Source organism: Psychrobacter sp. MES7-P7E (assembly GCF_002863645.1).
In the GTDB taxonomy this organism is placed as follows: Bacteria; Pseudomonadota; Gammaproteobacteria; order Pseudomonadales; family Moraxellaceae; genus Psychrobacter.
On sequence record NZ_PJBU01000111.1, the window covers coordinates 102,592 to 122,306 of the forward strand.

At 42.9% G+C, this 19,715-nt stretch carries 13 protein-coding genes; 4 read left to right on the forward strand and 9 right to left on the reverse strand.

Annotated features, from left to right (window positions below):
- Positions 1-97: 97 nt before the first annotated feature.
- Positions 98-1,249 (reverse strand): tRNA guanosine(34) transglycosylase Tgt, encoded by a 1,152-nt coding sequence (gene tgt, locus CXF62_RS11150; RefSeq protein ID WP_102094409.1) that lies wholly within the window; start codon positions 1,247-1,249, stop codon positions 98-100.
- Between the two features lie 417 nt (positions 1,250-1,666).
- Here tgt and CXF62_RS11160 point away from each other — a divergent pair, with 417 nt between their 5' ends.
- On the forward strand, positions 1,667-2,260 hold the full coding sequence (locus CXF62_RS11160; RefSeq protein ID WP_228153224.1) for an SOUL family heme-binding protein: 594 nt from the start codon (positions 1,667-1,669) through the stop codon (positions 2,258-2,260).
- A 64-nt stretch (positions 2,261-2,324) separates the two neighbouring features.
- On the opposite strand, the gene asd is transcribed toward CXF62_RS11160, so the two are convergent.
- Positions 2,325-3,458 carry an aspartate-semialdehyde dehydrogenase gene (gene asd / locus CXF62_RS11165; RefSeq protein WP_102094412.1) on the reverse strand — a complete coding sequence of 378 codons (1,134 nt, stop codon included), beginning with the start codon at positions 3,456-3,458 and terminating at the stop codon, positions 2,325-2,327.
- 412 nt (positions 3,459-3,870) lie between these two features.
- Between asd and CXF62_RS11170 the strand changes: the two genes are divergently transcribed.
- Positions 3,871-5,001, forward strand: coding sequence for an endonuclease/exonuclease/phosphatase family protein (locus CXF62_RS11170; protein WP_102094413.1), 1,131 nt, complete (start codon positions 3,871-3,873; stop codon positions 4,999-5,001).
- Between the two features lie 474 nt (positions 5,002-5,475).
- Here CXF62_RS11170 and CXF62_RS11175 read toward each other — a convergent pair whose 3' ends face one another.
- Positions 5,476-6,867, reverse strand: coding sequence for a peptidylprolyl isomerase (locus CXF62_RS11175; protein WP_102094414.1), 1,392 nt, complete (start codon positions 6,865-6,867; stop codon positions 5,476-5,478).
- Positions 6,868-7,023: 156 nt separating this feature from the next.
- Positions 7,024-10,107, reverse strand: a complete 3,084-nt coding sequence (locus CXF62_RS11180) for an LPS-assembly protein LptD (protein WP_102094415.1) — start codon at positions 10,105-10,107, stop codon at positions 7,024-7,026.
- Between the two features lie 381 nt (positions 10,108-10,488).
- On the opposite strand from CXF62_RS11180, the gene CXF62_RS11185 reads away from it, so the two are divergent.
- On the forward strand, positions 10,489-11,592 hold the full coding sequence (locus tag CXF62_RS11185) for an aminoglycoside phosphotransferase family protein (RefSeq protein WP_371546792.1): 1,104 nt from the start codon (positions 10,489-10,491) through the stop codon (positions 11,590-11,592).
- 46 nt (positions 11,593-11,638) lie between these two features.
- Entirely contained in the window at positions 11,639-12,376 is a 738-nt protein-coding gene (gene murU, locus CXF62_RS11190) for an N-acetylmuramate alpha-1-phosphate uridylyltransferase MurU (protein ID WP_102094417.1), read from the forward strand.
- 183 nt (positions 12,377-12,559) lie between these two features.
- Here the strand turns inward: murU and CXF62_RS11195 are convergent, their stop codons facing one another.
- The 5 genes from CXF62_RS11195 to CXF62_RS11215 form a co-directional block, all read right to left on the reverse strand.
- Positions 12,560-12,676, reverse strand: a complete 117-nt coding sequence (locus CXF62_RS11195; protein WP_101206161.1) for a DUF2474 domain-containing protein — start codon at positions 12,674-12,676, stop codon at positions 12,560-12,562.
- A 95-nt stretch (positions 12,677-12,771) separates the two neighbouring features.
- Positions 12,772-13,788, reverse strand: coding sequence for a cytochrome d ubiquinol oxidase subunit II (gene cydB / locus CXF62_RS11200; protein WP_057759155.1), 1,017 nt, complete (start codon positions 13,786-13,788; stop codon positions 12,772-12,774).
- Positions 13,788-15,284: a cytochrome ubiquinol oxidase subunit I gene (locus CXF62_RS11205; RefSeq protein ID WP_101206159.1), complete on the reverse strand. Its 1,497-nt coding sequence runs from the start codon at positions 15,282-15,284 to the stop codon at positions 13,788-13,790. The genes cydB and CXF62_RS11205 overlap by 1 nt, the downstream gene beginning before the upstream one ends.
- A gap of 451 nt (positions 15,285-15,735) precedes the next feature.
- The gene (locus CXF62_RS11210; RefSeq protein ID WP_228153225.1) at positions 15,736-18,213 is read right to left on the reverse strand and encodes an esterase/lipase family protein; all 2,478 of its coding nucleotides are present in this window, start codon (positions 18,211-18,213) and stop codon (positions 15,736-15,738) included.
- Between the two features lie 309 nt (positions 18,214-18,522).
- Positions 18,523-19,647: a tetratricopeptide repeat protein gene (locus CXF62_RS11215; RefSeq protein ID WP_102094418.1), complete on the reverse strand. Its 1,125-nt coding sequence runs from the start codon at positions 19,645-19,647 to the stop codon at positions 18,523-18,525.
- Positions 19,648-19,715 lie beyond the last annotated feature (68 nt).

Consider the following 19,715-nt stretch of genomic DNA (forward strand, 5'->3'; position numbering starts at 1 on the left):
AAATAATAAAAGCAGCACAGAAAAAGGGCTTAAGATTATTCTTAAGCCCTTTTTTATTTCAACAGATTCGTTACACAGTCGTGAATGTTAAACAGGATTAGCGCAAGTTTAACTCAGGAACCGTTTGACCGCGTTTGGCATAAAACTCGCTGACAAACTCATCAAATTTATCTTGCTCGATAGCATCTCTAATACCCTGCATCAAACGTTGGTAATAGCGTAAATTATGAATAGTCGCTAACTGAGCACCTAGCATCTCTTTACACTTATTAAGATGGTACAGATAAGCACGGCTAAAGTTTTGGCAAGTATAGCAGTCACATTCAGGATCTAATGGGCCTTCATCATTGCGATATTGGCTATTACGGATACGTACCACGCCAGCATTATCTGCATCGCCCGTCACAAAGTAATGGCCATTACGCGCGTTACGCGTTGGCATCACGCAGTCGAACATATCCACACCGCGACGTACGCCTTCAACTAAATCCTCAGGCTTACCAACACCCATAAGATAGCGCGGTTTATCTGCTGGCATATCGTCAGGCAGGTAGTCTAGGACATCTATCATCTCTTCTTTAGGCTCGCCAACTGATAGACCGCCAATAGCATAACCATCGAAGCCAATCTCTAACAGACCTTCAAGTGACTGCTGACGCAAATCAGGATACATACTGCCTTGTACAATACCGAATAATGCGTTGGTACTGCCCAGTCTGTTGTGCTCATCGATACAGCGCTGTCCCCAACGTAATGATAGCTCTAACGACTTTTTCGCTTCATCATGAGTGGCTGGATACGGCGTACACTCATCGAACTGCATGACGATGTCTGAGTTCAAACTATACTGAATTTGCATAGATTTTTCTGGTGAGAGAAATACCTTTGCGCCATCGATAGGAGATTTAAAATTGACGCCTTCTTCGGTGATTTTACGCATTGCGCCGAGGCTGAATACTTGGAAACCGCCCGAATCGGTCAAGATAGGTTTGTCCCAATGCATAAACTTATGCAAGCCACCGAATTTATCAATGACTTCGGTACCTGGACGTAACCAAAGATGGAAGGTATTGCCCAAAATAATATCAGCACCGATGGCTTCGATATCACGTGGCAGCATGCCTTTGACCGTACCATAAGTACCAACAGGCATAAAAGCAGGCGTTTGCACGTCGCCATGATTGAGATGAACCGTACCACGGCGTGCACGCGTTACACCGCTGGCCGTTTTATGTAAGACAAATTGCATATGATAACCGCTATTTAAGCTATGAAAATGGCGCTAATTATAGCATTGTTAGCGGTTTTTTGGACATATAGTCAGAGAATCACTGAACTGCTACGGCGTTACCCTCCCTAAATGTACTACTTGTCCAATTTTTAGTTGGCTACCTTGTACCCGTTTTAGCGTTTTTTAACTATAGATATTAGGTGTCATCGATATACGTGCAATATATACTTTGGTCAATACCGCTTTACCATAACCAAAAAACACAGATAGCACGCCAAAAGACACAGATAGTGCTAGAGGTCTGTTGATACAGTAGAAGTTATACAGGTGAGGTGATAAATATTGCCACATCATGCTTTTAGATGCTGGAGACATGACATGAAAAAGACAGCTTACTTATTATTGAGTGGTTCATTATTGATATCAGGAGGAGCTATGGCTACCGAAGAGCCGAAATATACGGTGTTGACCCAAGTAGACGACTTTGAGCTGCGTCGTTATGATGAGCAGCTAGTAGCGCAAACGTGGGTGAGTGGTGACCAAGACTCAGCAAGTCGTGAAGGATTTAAGGTTTTAGCGGACTATATTTTTGGTAATAACACCGCACCAAGTGGAGACAGTAGTAAAATTAGTATGACGGCACCTGTTACGATGCAAGCTGATAACAAAAAAAGTGATAATGAGTCACAAAAAATTGCCATGACAGCACCAGTCAGTATGCAACAAGACAATGGTAAGTGGCGCGTACAATTTACGATGCCTAGTAAATATACGATGCAAACACTGCCTAAACCAAATAATCCAAACGTTGAGATTATAGAAGTACCTGCACAGACGTACGGTGTGATTAAGTTCTCTTGGCTCGCAGGAGAAGATAAAGTAGCGGAAAAAACCGAAGCGCTGCAAACATGGATGCAAGACCAGAATTTGACGCCTATAGGCGAGCCTGAATTGGCCCGTTATAACCCACCTTGGACGCTACCATTTTTACGTCGTAATGAGGTGATGATTGCGTATCAACCTAACTAGTAATCAGCCTATAAAAAAAGACAGCAATCGCTGTCTTTTTCGTGCTTTATTTAAGGTATCTGAGTTAGACGTTTTGCTCACGGATGATATTAAGCATACGACGTAATGGTTCTGCTGCGCCCCACAATAACTGATCACCAACGGTAAATGCGCCTAGATACTCAGGGCCCATATTCAACTTACGTAAGCGACCTAGTGCAACGGTTAGGGTCCCAGTCACGGCTACTGGCGTTAGGCGGTTCATGGTAGCTTCTTTGTCATCTTCGACCAAGTCCAACCATTCGTTACCACTATTTTTGAGTGCAGCTTCGATTTCTTCTAGCGGAATGTCTTTTTTCAGCTTGATCGTTAGGCCTTGCGCATGACAGCGCATAGCCCCGACGCGTACACACATACCATCGATAGGAATCGTACTGGCTTCATCGTTACCCAAAATCTTATTGGTCTCGACGCCGCCTTTCCATTCCTCTTTTGACTGTTTGTTTTCTAGCTGCACATCGATATAAGGAATCAAGCTACCTGCCAATGGTACACCGAAGTATTGTGTAGGGAAGTCTGCTGAGCGCTGAGTCTGAGCGATTTTTTTATCAATCTCAAGAATAGCACTAGCAGGGTCAGCCAATTCGTCTTGGACGGCATCACGTAACACACCCATACCGTTGATGAGCTCGCGCATGTTGTTTGCGCCAGAGCCACTAGCAGCTTGATATGTCATCGCGCTGACCCATTCGACCCAGCCTTTATTAAACAGCTCACCGATAGCCATCAGCATCAATGATACGGTACAGTTACCGCCGATAAAGTCCTTTTTACCGTTGGCTAGGGCACTATCAATAACGTTACGGTTGACTGGATCAAGAATGATGATGCTGTCATCTTTCATTCGCAGCGTACTTGCCGCATCAACCCAATAGCCGTTCCAACCACTATCACGTAGTGGTTGATGGACTTTTGACGTATAGTCACCACCTTGGCAAGTAATAACGACATCACAAGCAGCAAGTGCTTCAATATCATGAGCGTCTTTTAGTTGGCCGGTTTCAATACCGTCGAATTTTGGTGCATCACCACCAGCATTACTGGTAGAAAAAAACACCGGCGTGATACCGTTGAAGTCATTTTCTTCGTGCATACGTTGTATCAATACTGACCCTACCATACCGCGCCAGCCTACCAAACCTACTGTTAAATCACTCATGAAGTTCAATCCTATTTACAATTATTTGTTGCATCGTCAACCGATAACAATGCCGTGAATGGCGCGAAAAAGCAAGGCGTTTTGGCTATTATTTGGTCGTTTTCCATACACTATTAACTATGTCGGCTATAACTTTAAGTTATTACTATTGAAGAGGTACTTGGCTATCTGACGACCTCAAAAATATAATGTTAATAAATCACGCATTACATTGAATGAGCCAACATTGTAACGTTTTATGATAGTTGTCGCATAATTGAGACTCACCAGTAGGCGAGAATCTTCTGAAATGCTAAAGTAAGTCTCAAACACAATTACTCGACGTTAGTTATTTGACGTCAGGTGAGTTAAAGCTTAACCAATATACATCATCAGCTCTATCGACACTTTAATCAACGGTTAGTACCTACTTATGGATCTCTCACTATTGTATTACGCCTTACAAGGTCTAGCAGGATTCATCGCCTTTGTCACAATCTGGGGCTGGTTGCCGCTAGATAACTGGTGGGTGCGCGGTGTTGAGTTTCCACGTATTCAAATCATGGTGCTTGGTATTATCGCTTGGGTCGGCATGATAATGTTTTTCTCAGAGTGGGAATTAGGGCAGTGGATATTATTTGTTGTACTGAGCGGTACGTTAGCATTTCAGCTGAGAATGGTACTGCCATATACTAAATTGTGGAAAAAAGAAGTTCAAAAGGCAAAAGATAAGCCAGAAGGGCAAGCGCATCAAATAAAAATCATGGTATCAAACGTATTGACGCCCAATGATGAAACGCAAAAGCTGGTCGATTTGGTTAAGCAAAAGCAGCCTGATATCTTAATTACATTAGAGAGTGATAAAAAATGGGAGCAAGTCTTACAACAAGTCGAGTCTGACTATCCCTATACCGTGAAAGTGCCACTAGATAATTTATATGGTATGCACTTGTATTCTAAGCTTGAGCTAATTGATCCTGAAGTTAAGTACTTGATGATAGATGATATACCGTCTATCCATACTCAATTGCGTTTGCAAGGAGGCCGCGTCATTTGGTTATATTGCTTGCATCCCATGCCGCCTAGTCCAACTGAAGCTGATAAGTCCACCACGCGTGATGCTGAGCTGCTCATGGTAGGTAAACACATAAAAGAAAACGACCAAACGGCGATACTGGCAGGTGATCTTAATGATGTCGCATGGTCAAAAACCACGCGTCGCTTTCAACGTATTTCTGGTCTGTTAGATCCTCGTATTGGTCGACATTTCATTAATACCTTTCATGTTAAATATCCATTTCTGCGTTGGGCTTTGGACCATATCTTTCATAGTGCCTGCTTTACGGTAGTTGATATTCAGCGTATGCCATCCGTAGGATCTGATCACTTTCCTGTGATGACTACCTTGCAATATGAGCCAGAAGAGGCAAGCAATCAAGAAGGCAATGCGCCTACGGCACAAGCAGAAGATATCCAAGAAACTGATAACAAAATCGAAGAAGGCAAGAAAGAAGGCGAAAAAGTGTCAGAAGAGCACAGACAAGAGCAGCGCAGTTTTGGTTAATAAAAGAGGCTGTTTATTAACGGTAATGCATAGAAATGATGTAAGCATATGCTTACGCAAAATAGAGTCTTTAGCTTCTATCGGCACCAAATCCATTGGCCTATAATACATCCATCAACACAAGGATACGCATGGATGTAGTGTTGAGACAGTACCAATAAAAGTACAGGTCAGCCCGCTGTCTTATATAATACTGTTAAATGACTTAGGATGAGTCAGCACGGAAGAGAGATAATAACAATAACACGAAGTATTGAAACCCTGAACCAATCGCCCTAGGTTCGGGGTTTTTCTTTGTGTGGATTTTGGTTTAATAAAGTTTAAAATGCTTAACTCCGATATTTTTTTAAAGCTTCCAGTTAAATATCTAACTGCGCAAAATAAAGAAGGGTATATGCAATAGCATATACCCTTCTTTGTTTAAATCGATTCAGTGCTTTCGCTAACTTAATACTACTAGCTTATTGCAACATATCAGCCAAGTATCTGAATATAAGCGCCAGCACGTAGCTCTTGTAACCAGTCTTCTTGAGCTTGTGGCGCTAAACGTTGATACAATGCTTGACGTGCCATATTGCGACGATATTGCTCGCTAATATCTTGATCGCGCTTACCGTCGACTTTTAGGATATGCCAACCAAATTTTGTCTTAAATGGTGCAGAGTAGTCACCAACCGCTGTATTTTTCATGGTGGCTTCAAATGAACCAACCATATCTTCTTCGCTAACCCAATCAAGATCACCGCCACGTCCCGCAGAACCTGGATCATCTGAATACGTTGAAGCTAAACTAGCAAAGTCAGCGCCGCCACGAAGTTGCTCGTATAGATCATTGATTTTTTGTTCAGCAAGCGCGTCAGTCTGTAGGTCATCGACTTTGACTAGAATATGGCGAGTATGCCATTGTGGTATCAGCATCGTATTGCTGGCTTTTTTATCAGCAAGCTTGATGATATCAATCCCTTCAGGAGTCAATAGTGGCTCGCTTACAGTACCAACGTCTAGCTTGGTAATTTTGCTAGACAGTTCTGTCGGTAAAGAAGCAGCCTTGTGAAAGCCCATATCTCCACCTTGCAATGGAATCGGATAGCTACCTTGGCTAGCAGCAACGGCTTCAGCGACGTTGACATTTGGCTCAAGCAAACGCGTACGTAATGCTTGCGCGACTTTTAATGCTTCTTCACGTTGAGCGGCTGATAGGCGACTATAGTCATCTATATAAGGCACACGTACGTGAATGGTTTGATATTCGCTTTGATTCAGACGTTTGGCTTCAGGTGAGGCCAAAAATGCATCAATATCTTGCTCGCTAATACGTACTCGGCGAGTAATTTGACGCTGCTGTAGCGCTTGGATAGAAGCCTCTTCGATCAGTTTGGCACGTAGATTGGCATAACTACCAGGTTGTGCGGCATCTAGACGTTGCTGCAATGCTGCAATGCTATTAAGGCCTTCAGCTTGAGCGATTTGACCAAGACGTTGATTGATTTCTGCTTCATCGGCAGACAGTCCCGCACGTTTGACCATAGACAGTTGTAGTTCACGCAAAATAAGCGCGTTTAATACTTCAGACTGTAGTTGTGCTGAGTTTGCGATAGGCTCACCAGCAGCTTTGGCACGTGCTTGGGTTTGCTCGATAGCATCAACCAGTTCGCTTTTTAAAATAGCATTTTCATTAACTAGGGCAATAATACCGTCTGTGCTATTGGCTGGTGTTAAGCGATCAACTGAGCTTTGCGCAGCAGAAGTAGAAGCTTGAGCTGCTGCAGGTTTGACAGTAGCAGCGTTGGCACTTAACGTAAGCGTAAGGCCTGCCATAGATAGCAATACTGCTCTGCTAGTCTGACGTAAAGAAAAAAATCTCATGATGCTCCTCATCAATGTCATTGCATCGGATGGTAGTTGGTCAACTCTATCCGATACCCTTAATAATAAAATATTCGACAGCGTTTCCCATAATAGGGGTTTAAATAGTGTCTTATAAATATTTACGTAAATAACTCTAATCTAGCAAAAAACTGGTTAGTCTTTCCATGCCGTCTGTACAGGTTCAAAGCCCAAAATCTTATCAGCGAGCAATCGTGTCAAGCGGCTACTACCGCTGCCAAGACCATTTAATCTAACTTCTGCCATAATAGCTTGTGTTGGCTCGTCTTTTACGTTTAGGTCATTGTAATAGCGGCGACCATAAACAGCAAAGCCGAAACAGCAGTCTTCGTAATCAACGCCGATGAGTGAATCAAGCATCTTGTTACGATTATAATCGTACTGACCTTGAGCCAATATACGCCAGCTGTTATTGATAGGGAAAACAGCGGAAGCGGTAAACGCAGATAATGGCAACTGATCGGTATTGTCATCACGCTGACGCTTAACATAACCCACATTAAATAAGCTGTTGTCTGATGGCTGATAACGAAGTTCAGTAGTAATGTAGTTCAAATCATAATTACTGGTTAGGGCACCGCTGACATCAACCCAAAAATTATTATAAGGCTGAGTGCTGGTATCCCATACCATACCTGAAGAAGACGAGGTAAAAACAGGCTGATCGTCGTCAAGTGTTACACGTCCATCATCTAGATAGAACTGTTCTGCAATGCTACCATCAAAACGTGTCACACCCGTTGCATCGATGTAACGATAATTGACGCCAGGCGTAATAGAATGCAGATCCTGCAAACGATCATGACCTAAGAACCAACTGTCCGAAAACAGCTGCTCATAGTTAATAGAGGCAATACGCGTATTAAAGTTAGGAATGTCGTTTTGGTTCTCATACGGTGAATACGTATATTTTACGCGTGGGCTAAGTAAACGATAGCCGCCCATCGTATCGTCAAACGCACCAAATGGTGAGCCCGCTTGATAGAAGTGTAGACCTGCATCGATACTGGCTTGCGGAACAAACACAGACTGACTGCCATCTTCTTCACTAAGCTGATTATCTTCTAAACTATCTTCATCATATGACGTATATAGATGCTGCAAGCTGAGCTTAGGTTTGATATAGCCCCAAGATTTTTCCATCGGATAAACGGCGCTTAATTTATTATAAAAACGCGTGCCACTTTTTTCATTTTCATAGCCATCATCGATGGATTTTTTAAAATAAGCCGAGTCACTTACGCCTGTGATATCAAAGCTTTTTGCCCATGGTAGACGATAGTCAAGTTTAAGCTGTGGCAAGCGCGAGTACGGCTTGTCTTTATCTTGTAAAGGCTGTCCGTTATTGTTAAATGCATCGAGCGTTTGGAAAGTCTCGACTTTTAATTCACCATTGACATAATCGTTATAATAATTCACCCGCGCACGGCGTGGTAGGTTTAACGTATTGTCTGACAAACCCAAGGTATCGAAGTCGTTGAGATAATCGGCATCTGACACATAGCTATATTTTGCGTCGCCACTTAAGCGCGGAATACTGGTAGATGACCAATAATGATCGTAAAAAAAGCTGCTACGATCTTCGCCATCATATTTTTTATCATTGGGCAAATAAGAGCCGTTAAAAATTCCTTCGCCGTACTCCTCAGTTAGATAACGAAACTCACCGGAGAGCATGGGGTTACGGTTGGTATAAACGCGAGTATTAAGGGTGGCATCGTAGTTCGGCGCTAAATTAAAATAATAAGGTACGTCAACTTCAAGGCCGCTTTTACTACCGACACTCGCGCTCGGTAATAAAAACCCACTACTACGGCGACTGTCTATCGGGAAGTTAAAGTAGGGGAGATAAAATACGGGTATATCAGCCACACGGAAAGTGGTGTTATACGCTTCGCCGCGCCCTGTATCGGTATTTAGATCGATACTTTTCGCTTCAAACTGCCATTTGCGGTTGGTAGGTGGACAGGTACTAAACATCACCTGATCCAGCTCGTATTCACTCTCATTCGGTTTGTTTAAGCGTTTGGCATAGCCGTGCGCTTGTAGTCCAACACTAGCAAATGCCACATCATTGGCCGTTGATTGACCAGTCTCAGTATTGTAATTTAAGCTGTCTGCAACGCCAATTAGGCCGCCTTGTGCTGCTCTATCATTAAAGCTGGCTTGGCCATTATTTGTAGCGGCATTGTTTGTAGAGACGTTGCTTGTACGCTGTCCAGTCGCATTATCTGTAAACATGACTTTGCCTTGAGCAGCCGCAACGCCATTGCTCAAGTCAATCATGACTTTTTCTGCTTCGATATGCTGAGTGCCTTGGTCAATTTTTACATTGCCAGATAGCTCGGCATAATTAATATTGTTGTAATAACCGTAATCTGACTCGGTAAATAAAGGGGCTTGATTGTTCGGAACGCTAGCCACATTTGGTGCTGGTTGTCCGTTTGCCGTACCAGCTTCGTTTACAGCGCGTTGATAGTTGGGGTTACTCTGCGGATATACCCATTGACCTTCACAGCGCTGGGCACTGTCCACGGCATTTGGCAACAGACGTAAGTCTCTACCGACCTTTGGAATCGTCTGTGCAGCAGGCATCGCATTATTATGAGAATTGTCCGCCTCAGTGCTGACAGCCTCATTGTTTAATGTTGACGCATCGGTATCTGGTGTTAGCTCATAAAACTCTGCTAAGCGCATTAAGCTGGCTTGAATACTCTCATCATTAAGATCTAGCTTGCCATTTTCCGTTGTCACCGCTTTAGGGACAAAGGCACTGCTATCTGGTGTATTACTGATTGGTTGGTTGCTGGTTTCTGTATTTAGATTAGCAGTATTAGACACTTCGTTGCTAAAAGCTTCAGAGTCAGCAGCCTCATTAATCTCTGTAATATTTAGGTCATTGTTCTCAGAGAATCTGCTATCTAACGCAGTATCATTTAATAAAGTAGCGTTGTTCGTATTAGCAGAATTAGCATCGTCTGGATAGCTATCATTTAGAATATCTGCTTCTTGATAGCCATCATTACTTTGAGTACGACTAATACTATTGGCGTCAGTCGCCACACTATTAGACGCATAGCTGCCTGTACTGTCCGTAGTGAGTGGTTCAGTTTTTTGCGTATTGGCATCACCAATGGCAGCACTGACAGTTAGGCTAGATAAACCTAAGGCACCAAATAAGATCAAGCGGATGCTTTGGTAAAGCGGAGAATATAACAAGGGCACACCTATGATTGCAGAGCTTATTGGATTGCATGACTGAGTTTAGTAGCGGTATCACCGAACGACATAAAGCAGTGAACGAGCGACTAAAATATGACTAATGTATTCTCAAAAATTTGGATGTTTTACATATAATGACGACTAATCATAGTCAAAAAAAACCAAATCAGCTACACTATTTACCAAAATTTATAATATAGCCATGCTGATTTTTAAGTAGCGATAGCGATTCTATCCGACATCAAGTATTGAATGATATAGCAATACGTCTGTGACAGCTTGTAGAGCACCGACACATATCGCTATTTTAGCAAGTATTTGTCCGACTTATCACTACTTTAATTATTTATGACTTATATTTAACCAGCGATGCCCAATATGACTGACAAAACGACTTTAGAGACTGATATGATCGATGAAAATAACAACCGCCAACAGCAATTAGAACAATGGTTACAGCAAGTATTTTTAGATCAAACCTTTAGTCTAGATAGCTTACCTGGTGACGCTAGTGCCCGCCGATATCATCGTATCGAACTATCAGAGACAGACAATAGCGCCAACAAGCATTATATCGTCATGGACTCCGCTGACGAGCAAGATGCGATGCTGCAGTTTATCAGTGTGGCTAAGCTGATGGCACCTGCTGTCAACGTGCCGACACTGGCTGCACAAAATGTAGAAAAAGGATTCTTGGTATTACAAGATTTTGGCACAGTAGAATTTGCTCATTTGCTTGTCGATGCCACTGCAGACCAAATCAATGACTACTATCAACTAGCAATGCAGACACTAGTCGCGCTACAAACGGTACCAGTAGAAACGGCAAAGTCGCAACACCAGCTACCAGATTATGACACAGCACTATTAGACCGCGAGATGGATTTATTTAGCGAATGGTTTATGCCTTATATTGGTATAGCGCTAGATGAGCAGGTTTGGGGAAACCTAAAAACAGCGTTAATGAATGAGATTTTGCGACAGCCACAAGTGGTGGTACATCGTGATTATCACAGCCGCAACCTCATGCAAGATCAAGCAGATAAATCTCAGTTGGGCGTGATTGATTTTCAAGATGCTGTTATTGGTTCGTATGCTTATGATTTAGTGTCGTTAGTCCGCGATGCTTATGTTGAATGGCCAGAGAGCCAAATATCTACATGGATTAATGACTTTTGGCAGCTACAAAAACAAAAATCACTAACCACTGCTGATAGCGCGGTGCAGTTTGAAAACGATGTAAATGTCATAGGCGTACAACGTCACTTAAAGGTATTAGGGATTTTTATTCGTTTGTCTGAGCGTGATGGGAAAGACCGCTATTTGGCGGATATTCCTAAAGTCATGCGTGATTTGATTATTGAATTAAACTGGCTTGCCGAACATGGCAATGATGAACTAAAGCAATCAATTATATCGTTTAATCAATGGCTACAAGAGGCAGTGCTACCTGCTTATAAAGAGAAGTTTGCTTCAGCGTAGATGACGCTCAGCTAAATTAATTTAAATAATAAAGATAGGAGCGCAGATGTCTACCTCTACGATTACACAAGCCATGATTTTGGCAGCGGGCAAGGGTACACGCCTACGTCCATTAACGCTTGAGACGCCCAAGCCTTTGGTTGAAGTCGCAGGTCAACCGCTTATTGTATGGCATATTAAAGCACTACAAGCAGCAGGCATTACTGATATCACGGTCAATGCCTCATGGTTGGCAGATAAGCTAATGGACGCCCTAGGTGATGGTTCACAATATGGCGTAAATCTGCATTGGTCAGTAGAAGACGATGAGCCACTTGAGACTGCAGGCGGCATTTTTCAGGCATTACAATCAGGTAAACTAAAAGATGAGCCGTTCATTCTGGTAAATTCTGACGTCTGGACTACCTATGATTTCTCTCGATTAACAGACTATACATTGGGAGCGGATCAGCGCGCGCATTTGTTATTGATTGATAATCCAGAGCACAATAATGGCGGCGATTTCGCGATTAATAATGGCCTTGCTAGTGAACAACCGGTTGGCGATGCAGATAAGTATACCTTTGCAGGTATTAGCGTAATGTCACCAAAATTGGTAGAAGGTCTGGTATCAGGACAGCCTGCGGCATTAGCACCACTACTAAAGCAAGCAATGATAAAGTTTCAGATTACTGCTGAAGTGACGACAGATAATTGGATAGACGTGGGGACCCCAGAGCGTCTAACACAGGTTAATGAGTTTATCGAACAGAATGATATCAAGCATGCAGGTAGGCCAAGCTGATAAATTTAAGATAAATAAAAAGCAGCGTTGATTATTCAACGCTGCTTTTTTTATGCATATAGAGTTACTTTTTACGACATTCTTAAAAGAGGTATTTGCAAGACAAAAATGCAAATTTAGCATCTAGCAAGCTATTTATTAGCTAACTAACCAACTACTCAATCGTATGATTAGGCAGTTACGCTAAACACCCATGGCCAGTTTAATTAGCTGAGCAATGGTAAATACCACTAAGAACCCTGCCAAATATAGACCCACGAACCATGCCCATTGCGATTGTTTTTTACTGAACTTTTTCATAGAGATCTCCTGATTAGCGTATGAAGTGTGACTACCATCTATAAACGATGATAGCCATCCTTTTTAGCTGATCCGTTGTCCGTCGCGATTAGCGACTAGTACATTGGATTGTGATCAGACTTACCTTTAAAGGTATAGTAAGCAAATGCTGTATAGCTCAAGATAATCGGTAACATGATACAGGCGCCAATCAGCATAAATGATAACGAGGTATCGGCAGCAGCAGCTTCATAAATCGTCATTTGATACGGTACGATATAAGGGAATAGGGCGAAACAAACCCCAATATAACCCATTAAAAATAAGGCAACCGTTAGTAAGAATGGACGATACTCACGCTCTGTTTTTAAGTCTTTACGCATGATAAAGAATAAGAGCATGACAATGATAGGCATAGGAGCGAGGTATAATAAATCTGGGAAACTAAACCATCCTTCTAATGCATCGATGTCTGAGAAGTACATAAACGCTGTGACCACAACCATCGCTACTAGTAACGCAGTAAGCATCCATCTAGAAACTTGGCGCGCCCATACTTGTAATGTGTGCTCTGTTTTTATAATAAGCCACGTTGAACCAAGTAAGGCATAGCCGATAATCATGGCAAATCCGCACACTATTGAGAAGGGTGTGAGCCAATCAAATGGGCCACCAGTATATAGACGGTTACTGGCTTCTAACCCTTGCACTAACGCCCCAAGCATAATGCCTTGAGAGAAAGTGGCAACGACTGAACCGACAAAGAAAAAGGTATCCCATACATGCCGGCGCGAAGAGGATTTAAAGCGAAACTCAAACGCTACGCCGCGCATGATAAGACCGAACAACATGGCAGTTACTGGCAAATATAGACCTGTCATGATGATGCCATAAGCAACAGGGAATGCTGCGAATAAACCACCACCACCTAGGACTAGCCACGTTTCGTTACCGTCCCAAAATGGGGCGATAGAGTTCATCATGCGGCTACGGTTTTTATCTGAGCCTGCAAAAGGGAACAAAATACCGCAGCCCAAATCAAAGCCATCAAGCAGTACATAGACAAAGACAGACAAAGCAATCAAACCGCCCCAAATAAGAGGTAAATCTAATACATCACCGAAGTTAAACATTAGCGTAATCCTCCATCATCGACATCATTTGCAGGCTCATCTAAGCCTTCTTCAGTACCTTTAGCAGGATTACTATCACCACTTAACGCGCGGCCTTGGCTCTCAGTTACTGAATGCTCGTAGAAGTTATCTTCTGCAGGATCTGTATAAGGTTTCGGCCCTTGAGCAATCAAGCGCAAGATATAAAAACTGCCTGCACCAAAGACAAATATGTACAGAACGATAAAGCCAATCAATGTTGTCGCTACTTGCTGTGCTGCAAGCGGTGACATACTTTCAGCAGTACGAATCACCCCATAAACCGTCCAGGGCTGACGTCCTGTTTCGGTTACGAACCAACCTGATAATAAGGCGATAAAACCAAGCGGAGTCATCATCATCCAAGCACGGTGGAACCATACACTGTCAGTATTGAACTGCTGTTTTTTGAAGTATTTGTATAGACTGAATAGGCCGACCAGTACCATAAGCATGCCAATACCAACCATGATACGAAACGCCCAAAACACGATAATGACGGGTGGTTGATCTTCAGGCGCCCAGTTTTTAAGCCCTTTAACTTCACCATCTAACGAATGGGTTAAGATTAAACCAGTCACATAAGGAATTTTTACTTCGTACTTATTGGTCTGATTTTCTTGGTCAGGAATCGCAAAGAGACGTAGTGCGGCACCGCGCTCATCTTCCCAGAGCCCTTCCATCGCAGCTACTTTAGCAGGTTGATGCTCAAGGGTATTTAGACCATGCTCATCACCAATCAATACCTGCGCAGGCGCAACGAAGATGGCCATAATCATCGCCATACCTAGCATCACACGACCATGCGCGCGGTGCTCGACGTGCTTTTTGGATTGAATATAATATGCGCCGATACCACCAATGACAAAGGCAGTGGTTAGAAAGGCTGCGGTCATCATATGAGCGTAGCGGTAAGGGAATGAGGGGTTGAAAATAATTTCAAGCCAGTCAGTTGGATAGAGCAGGCCATCTGCACCCATCATAAAACCTTGAGGGGTCTGCATAAAGCTGTTGGCGGCTAATATCCAGAAACCTGAAATCAAGGTGCCGATAGCAACGATGGCGGTTGAGGCAAAATGCATGCGTTTGCTCACGCGACCCCACCCAAATAGCATAATCCCCAAAAAGGACGCTTCTAAGAAGAACGCTGTCAGTACCTCATAGGCGAGTAATGGGCCTAGAACGTTACCGGCTTTATCAGAGAATACTGCCCAGTTAGTACCGAACTGGTAGGACATTACCACGCCTGATACCACGCCTAAACCAAAGACGACAGCAAATATTTTGACCCAATGCTTGTAGACTTCAGCATAGATAGGTTCACCAGTTCTTAACCAGCGGAATTCAAGCACCGCAAGCCAGCTGGCAAGACCGATAGAAAAGGCAGGAAAGACGATATGGAACGAGATAACAAAAGCGAATTGGATACGCGCGAGCATCAGCGCATCGAGCTGGTCAATCATAAATGTAGCGAACATAAACGGTTACTCTCATCTGTTAGCTGAATAGCGCTGACTTCCATACAACGCTCAAGTAACTGTCCGTAACTATCCATCGATCAAAGTGGCAAACATTACGGGCAATAGCTCAGTGACGTGGACTTAGCTCCATTAGACATAAATTGTGGCTAAGTTTGCGACTCACTGTTTAGCTGAATTGAATAATTTATGTCCTTATAAATTTACATATTACTGTCATGTGCTATAGATATATTATGCGCTCACCTAGATATACACGCAAGCAACCCAGTCTGTCTGTTGCAGACCTAAGAGTCATCAAAATAACATAATTCAAACATTGAAAAATAAAATTAATATTATTAAAAACAAAGCAGTATGCGCGAACATACTGCTTATCTGAAAGCTATGACTGATGTTTAAAGGTTACGATTTATACGTCAAAAACCTTGTGAAATAACAAAAATCTACATCATTCTTGTAGCTGCTTATGCAAAATTCTTCGCAACGTCAAAATGGTCTGCGGATTAGTCTGGATACTATGACCACCATTGATAATTGTCTCAGATGCGGCACCATCGAGATGGGCACTATTATAAGGAACGATACCATCTGATAAACGCTCAGTCAGTGCTTGACTGATATCATCATTGACCGTTACAGCAGCAACAAGCGGCTCAGGTGGTAGCTGTGATGTCTCAGTATTATCGCTCACATCAACGCTCGCCGTTTCATTTCCAGCATTGTCTTCTACCGCTTGCGACAAATCAATCTTGGCACCATTTGGTTGTGTTTGTGCCAACCCTTTAGTGATATCGGCATCGTTATTGGCAATGATTGAATGATAAGTGATACGCTCATTAATAGTGATGTCTTTGGTTAACTCTATAAAAGAAGACTTATCACTTAACTGGCTGGCACCATTCTGCAAATACAATGCTCCTAGTGGGTTTTGCGCCAAATCGCCTTGTGTGGCAATAGTCGCTAAGTTATCCGTGAATGTCTTGACCAGACCTACGGGTAAGTAAACGATGCGGCGTAGTGCACGGGTGAACCATCGATCTGCATAATCGGTACCACGGAAAGGTGCAGATAGAAAAACAGCGGTGTCTACTTGTGGCAATGCCTGTAGCTCAAATCGTTCCTTTAACTCATCTTCGCCAAAAGACGTTTTGAGCGCGTTACGGATTTGCTGCTTCTCATTGCTAGAGAGGATGTCTTTATCATTGAGCTTATCTAAATCATCGATTAAATTTTCATCAGATAGCATCATACGAGCGATAATGGCACCCATACTATGACTGATAATCACACTGTTTTGACTGGCACGATTTTGTCCATTGGGATCAGTTTGCTGGTAGGTGCTGTTGATTAACTGTTGAATCTGGTAGCGATTTTCTAAAATAGGCAGATTGGTTGGATAGAATATCTGCCAAACTTGGTAGTTATCACGCAGCTTGTCATCATTAAGAATATCGTTGGTCAGATTGACCCAAGTGGCCGGACTAGAGGCTAGCCCATGCAACATAATCAACACGCGTTTATCAGGATCATAAGGCTCGAGCATGAAGAGTTTGGGCAGCTGAGCATCTGGTTGGCGAGTAATCAAGTTTAAATAACCCACACCATCTAACTGGTTTTCTGATAACCATAAGCCATATCCCGCAGAAAAATTGGCTGCCAGTGGGTAGTCATCGTTGAGGATATTGACGGATTCAGTTTGGTACGGATTGTATAAATGAATATCAAGCTTACGACTGCCTAGCGCGTCTAATACGCTATCGCCATCTGGCTTAATCAGACCTGTTAATAACAGGTGTCCAGTGGGATAAATACGTGAACTTGGCTCGCTATCGTCCGTGTTTGTATCTTCATTTGTTAGCCGACCAGATAATGAGGCGACCAATAATTGACGGATTGTGGTGGTATAGCGATCATCCAACGAGGCAACCAAGCTGATGCCTAAGCCGGGGCGTTTGCTCACGGAATTGAGACCTGAGAGTCGCAGCTCATAAGTGGATGATAAGTCTGCCAAAGCGGAAGTTTGTTTATGAGCGTTTTGCAGATAGTTGTTTTCGTTTGGCAAATAAATATCAAGGTTGTAGTTATCTACTGTCACTTTCATGACTTTGACTTGGTCTGTTGCTTTGCCCTTTAGTGGTGGTCGATTGGCAATCGCTGCTTCATCGGTGTTATCACGCTTGGTAGAGGTTATTGGCAGGTATTCTACTTTCGTATCACCCATCAATTTATTGGCATTTTCAGTCGATTGATAGATTTGAGTAATAACGTCGTTACTGGCAGCGTTATAAATATCTTGGGTTTGGATGTCATTGTCATTCGGAATACGGTTTTGCGCACGATGGCTATTACTATTTTGCTCTGCACCTTCAAAGTCATGGGTCAAACTGTCATAAAATAGATAGGTGTAGCTGTATTTGACGGCATCAAACAATCTTGCTTGATAATCGGTTAAACACAGGTCAGTCTCTTCTTGCTGTGTTTTTGAATCCTCATTACTTAAAGGCGCATTGGCGTAATACGGATCAAGTGGCGGGCGTGCAAGCGCATTACGACAGTTTTTTGAATCAGATAGTTGACGCGCTTTTGCATAGTGCAGTTCTGCAAAAATAGCTAAGGCAGGCCGATAGTGCCTGTTAAGCATACTATCAGAGAGCTGAGTCAAGCATAAGTCAAATTGCTGCATACAGGCTTGCTCATTCAGTCCTGCTGATAGCAAAGCAGATGTTGTGTCGCTACTTAGCGCATTGTCAGTGACGATATTGCCGCGCTGCGCTGAGATGGTCTTGGCCGAGGCTTGTTTATCGACCGTCACCGTACTACACGCTGGTAGCAATACTGCTGCCGCCAAAAGCATAAGTGACGTAATGGGCAGGGTTTTTTTATTAATATGCATTACTGTCTGTTTGCTAAAGCCAGCGAAAGTCATAAGTCAGTCCAATAAACGGTAGTTATGTATGAGAGTATCAATAATGAAAGTAGCAATTGATAATGAGTGTAGCGCAACTTTTGGCATTAGACTATTCATTTGCAGTTCTACAAAAGCATGTTTTAAAACGAAAGTGTTTCTACTAGTCGAAAAAAAGCGCTTTTGTCTTATAGATATAAAACAAAAGCGCTTGGTATTTAAAGCTTGGATTTAGATTATTTATTAGAGATTTGACCTAGTGAAGGTTTTATTAAACAAATATCTTATGAATCAAACCCTCAATAGCTAATCTCAACAAGTATAAAATTTCTAAGCACCTGGTTTTACACTGATGTCAGGGGCAGGAATATCCCAAATGTAGAATTTGCCTTCTTCAACGAGTTTGATTTGTTGAGGAATAACAGTATTGTTAGGGTATTGCCCTTCAAGACGACGTAGGCGTTCTAACGCATTAGCACGGCGGTCACTAAGTAGATCTGACTGTGCCAAGCTTTGTTCTGCTTCGGTGTACCCTAGAGCGACAGCGCGATCTAGATACTTTTGACCTTCTTTGAATCCGCCACCCTCTGATAGCATCATACCGTATAGGAAGTTAGCCTCACCACTATCAGGTTGCAGCTTGATAGCGCGATCGACATACTGACCACCACGTACCGTGTAGTCTGAACCCAAGTCTAGGTTACGACCCATACCGTTTAGCTTAGCAGCACGAAGCAACACATCATAAGAAGCATTTGGCGACTTAGCATAAGGTTCGATCCAATCCGCTAATACTTTGATTTTTTCACGAGTGTAATGACGCTGTGTGCGGTTAGGGAAGTTTGGTGGATAGTGGCGCGCGTTAGGGGATACATCAGCGATGAAGTCATCTAATAAGCTAACATCAAGCTTATCAGTACCTAGCCCTTTTTGTTGTGGAATTAGTACAGTTTTAACAAAGCTCATGTCTGAGAGCTGTAATTGCGGTGTAGGAATATTCGGAAGTTGTCCGCTACGCAGATCGATACCAGTAGCTGTCATTGGACCAGGCTCATAAACACGAGTAGTGCCGTTCATGACAGGTGCAGCAGCAGGCGACATCATTTGTGGTGTTTGAGGTTGAGCAGTGCTAACAGATGCGTTGTTTTGCAGAGTGCCGCTTAGTTGCATGTTAGTTGTTTGCGCATTAGTCGGCTGGCTGTTGCTCGCAGGTGTTGCTGGCAAGCTTGTTTGAGCGGCATTGGCTTGAGCAGGACTGATAGCTGCATTAGGACGAGCAAGACGAATCACACGTTTGCTTGAATCCATTGCACTAGGTACAGCCGTTGCAGTGGCGTCAGTTTCTGCAGCGTTTACAGGTGCAGATAACAGCATGGCACAGGTTGCAGCCATGACGGTCAACGTTGCAAACTTCGGTGACTTAATAGAGTGGCTACTAGAGAGAATCGCTTTCATAAAAATCGTTACCTTGTTTAATTTATTTGGTTGTTATTCATTGATTGGACGGTAATATAAATAGCGCA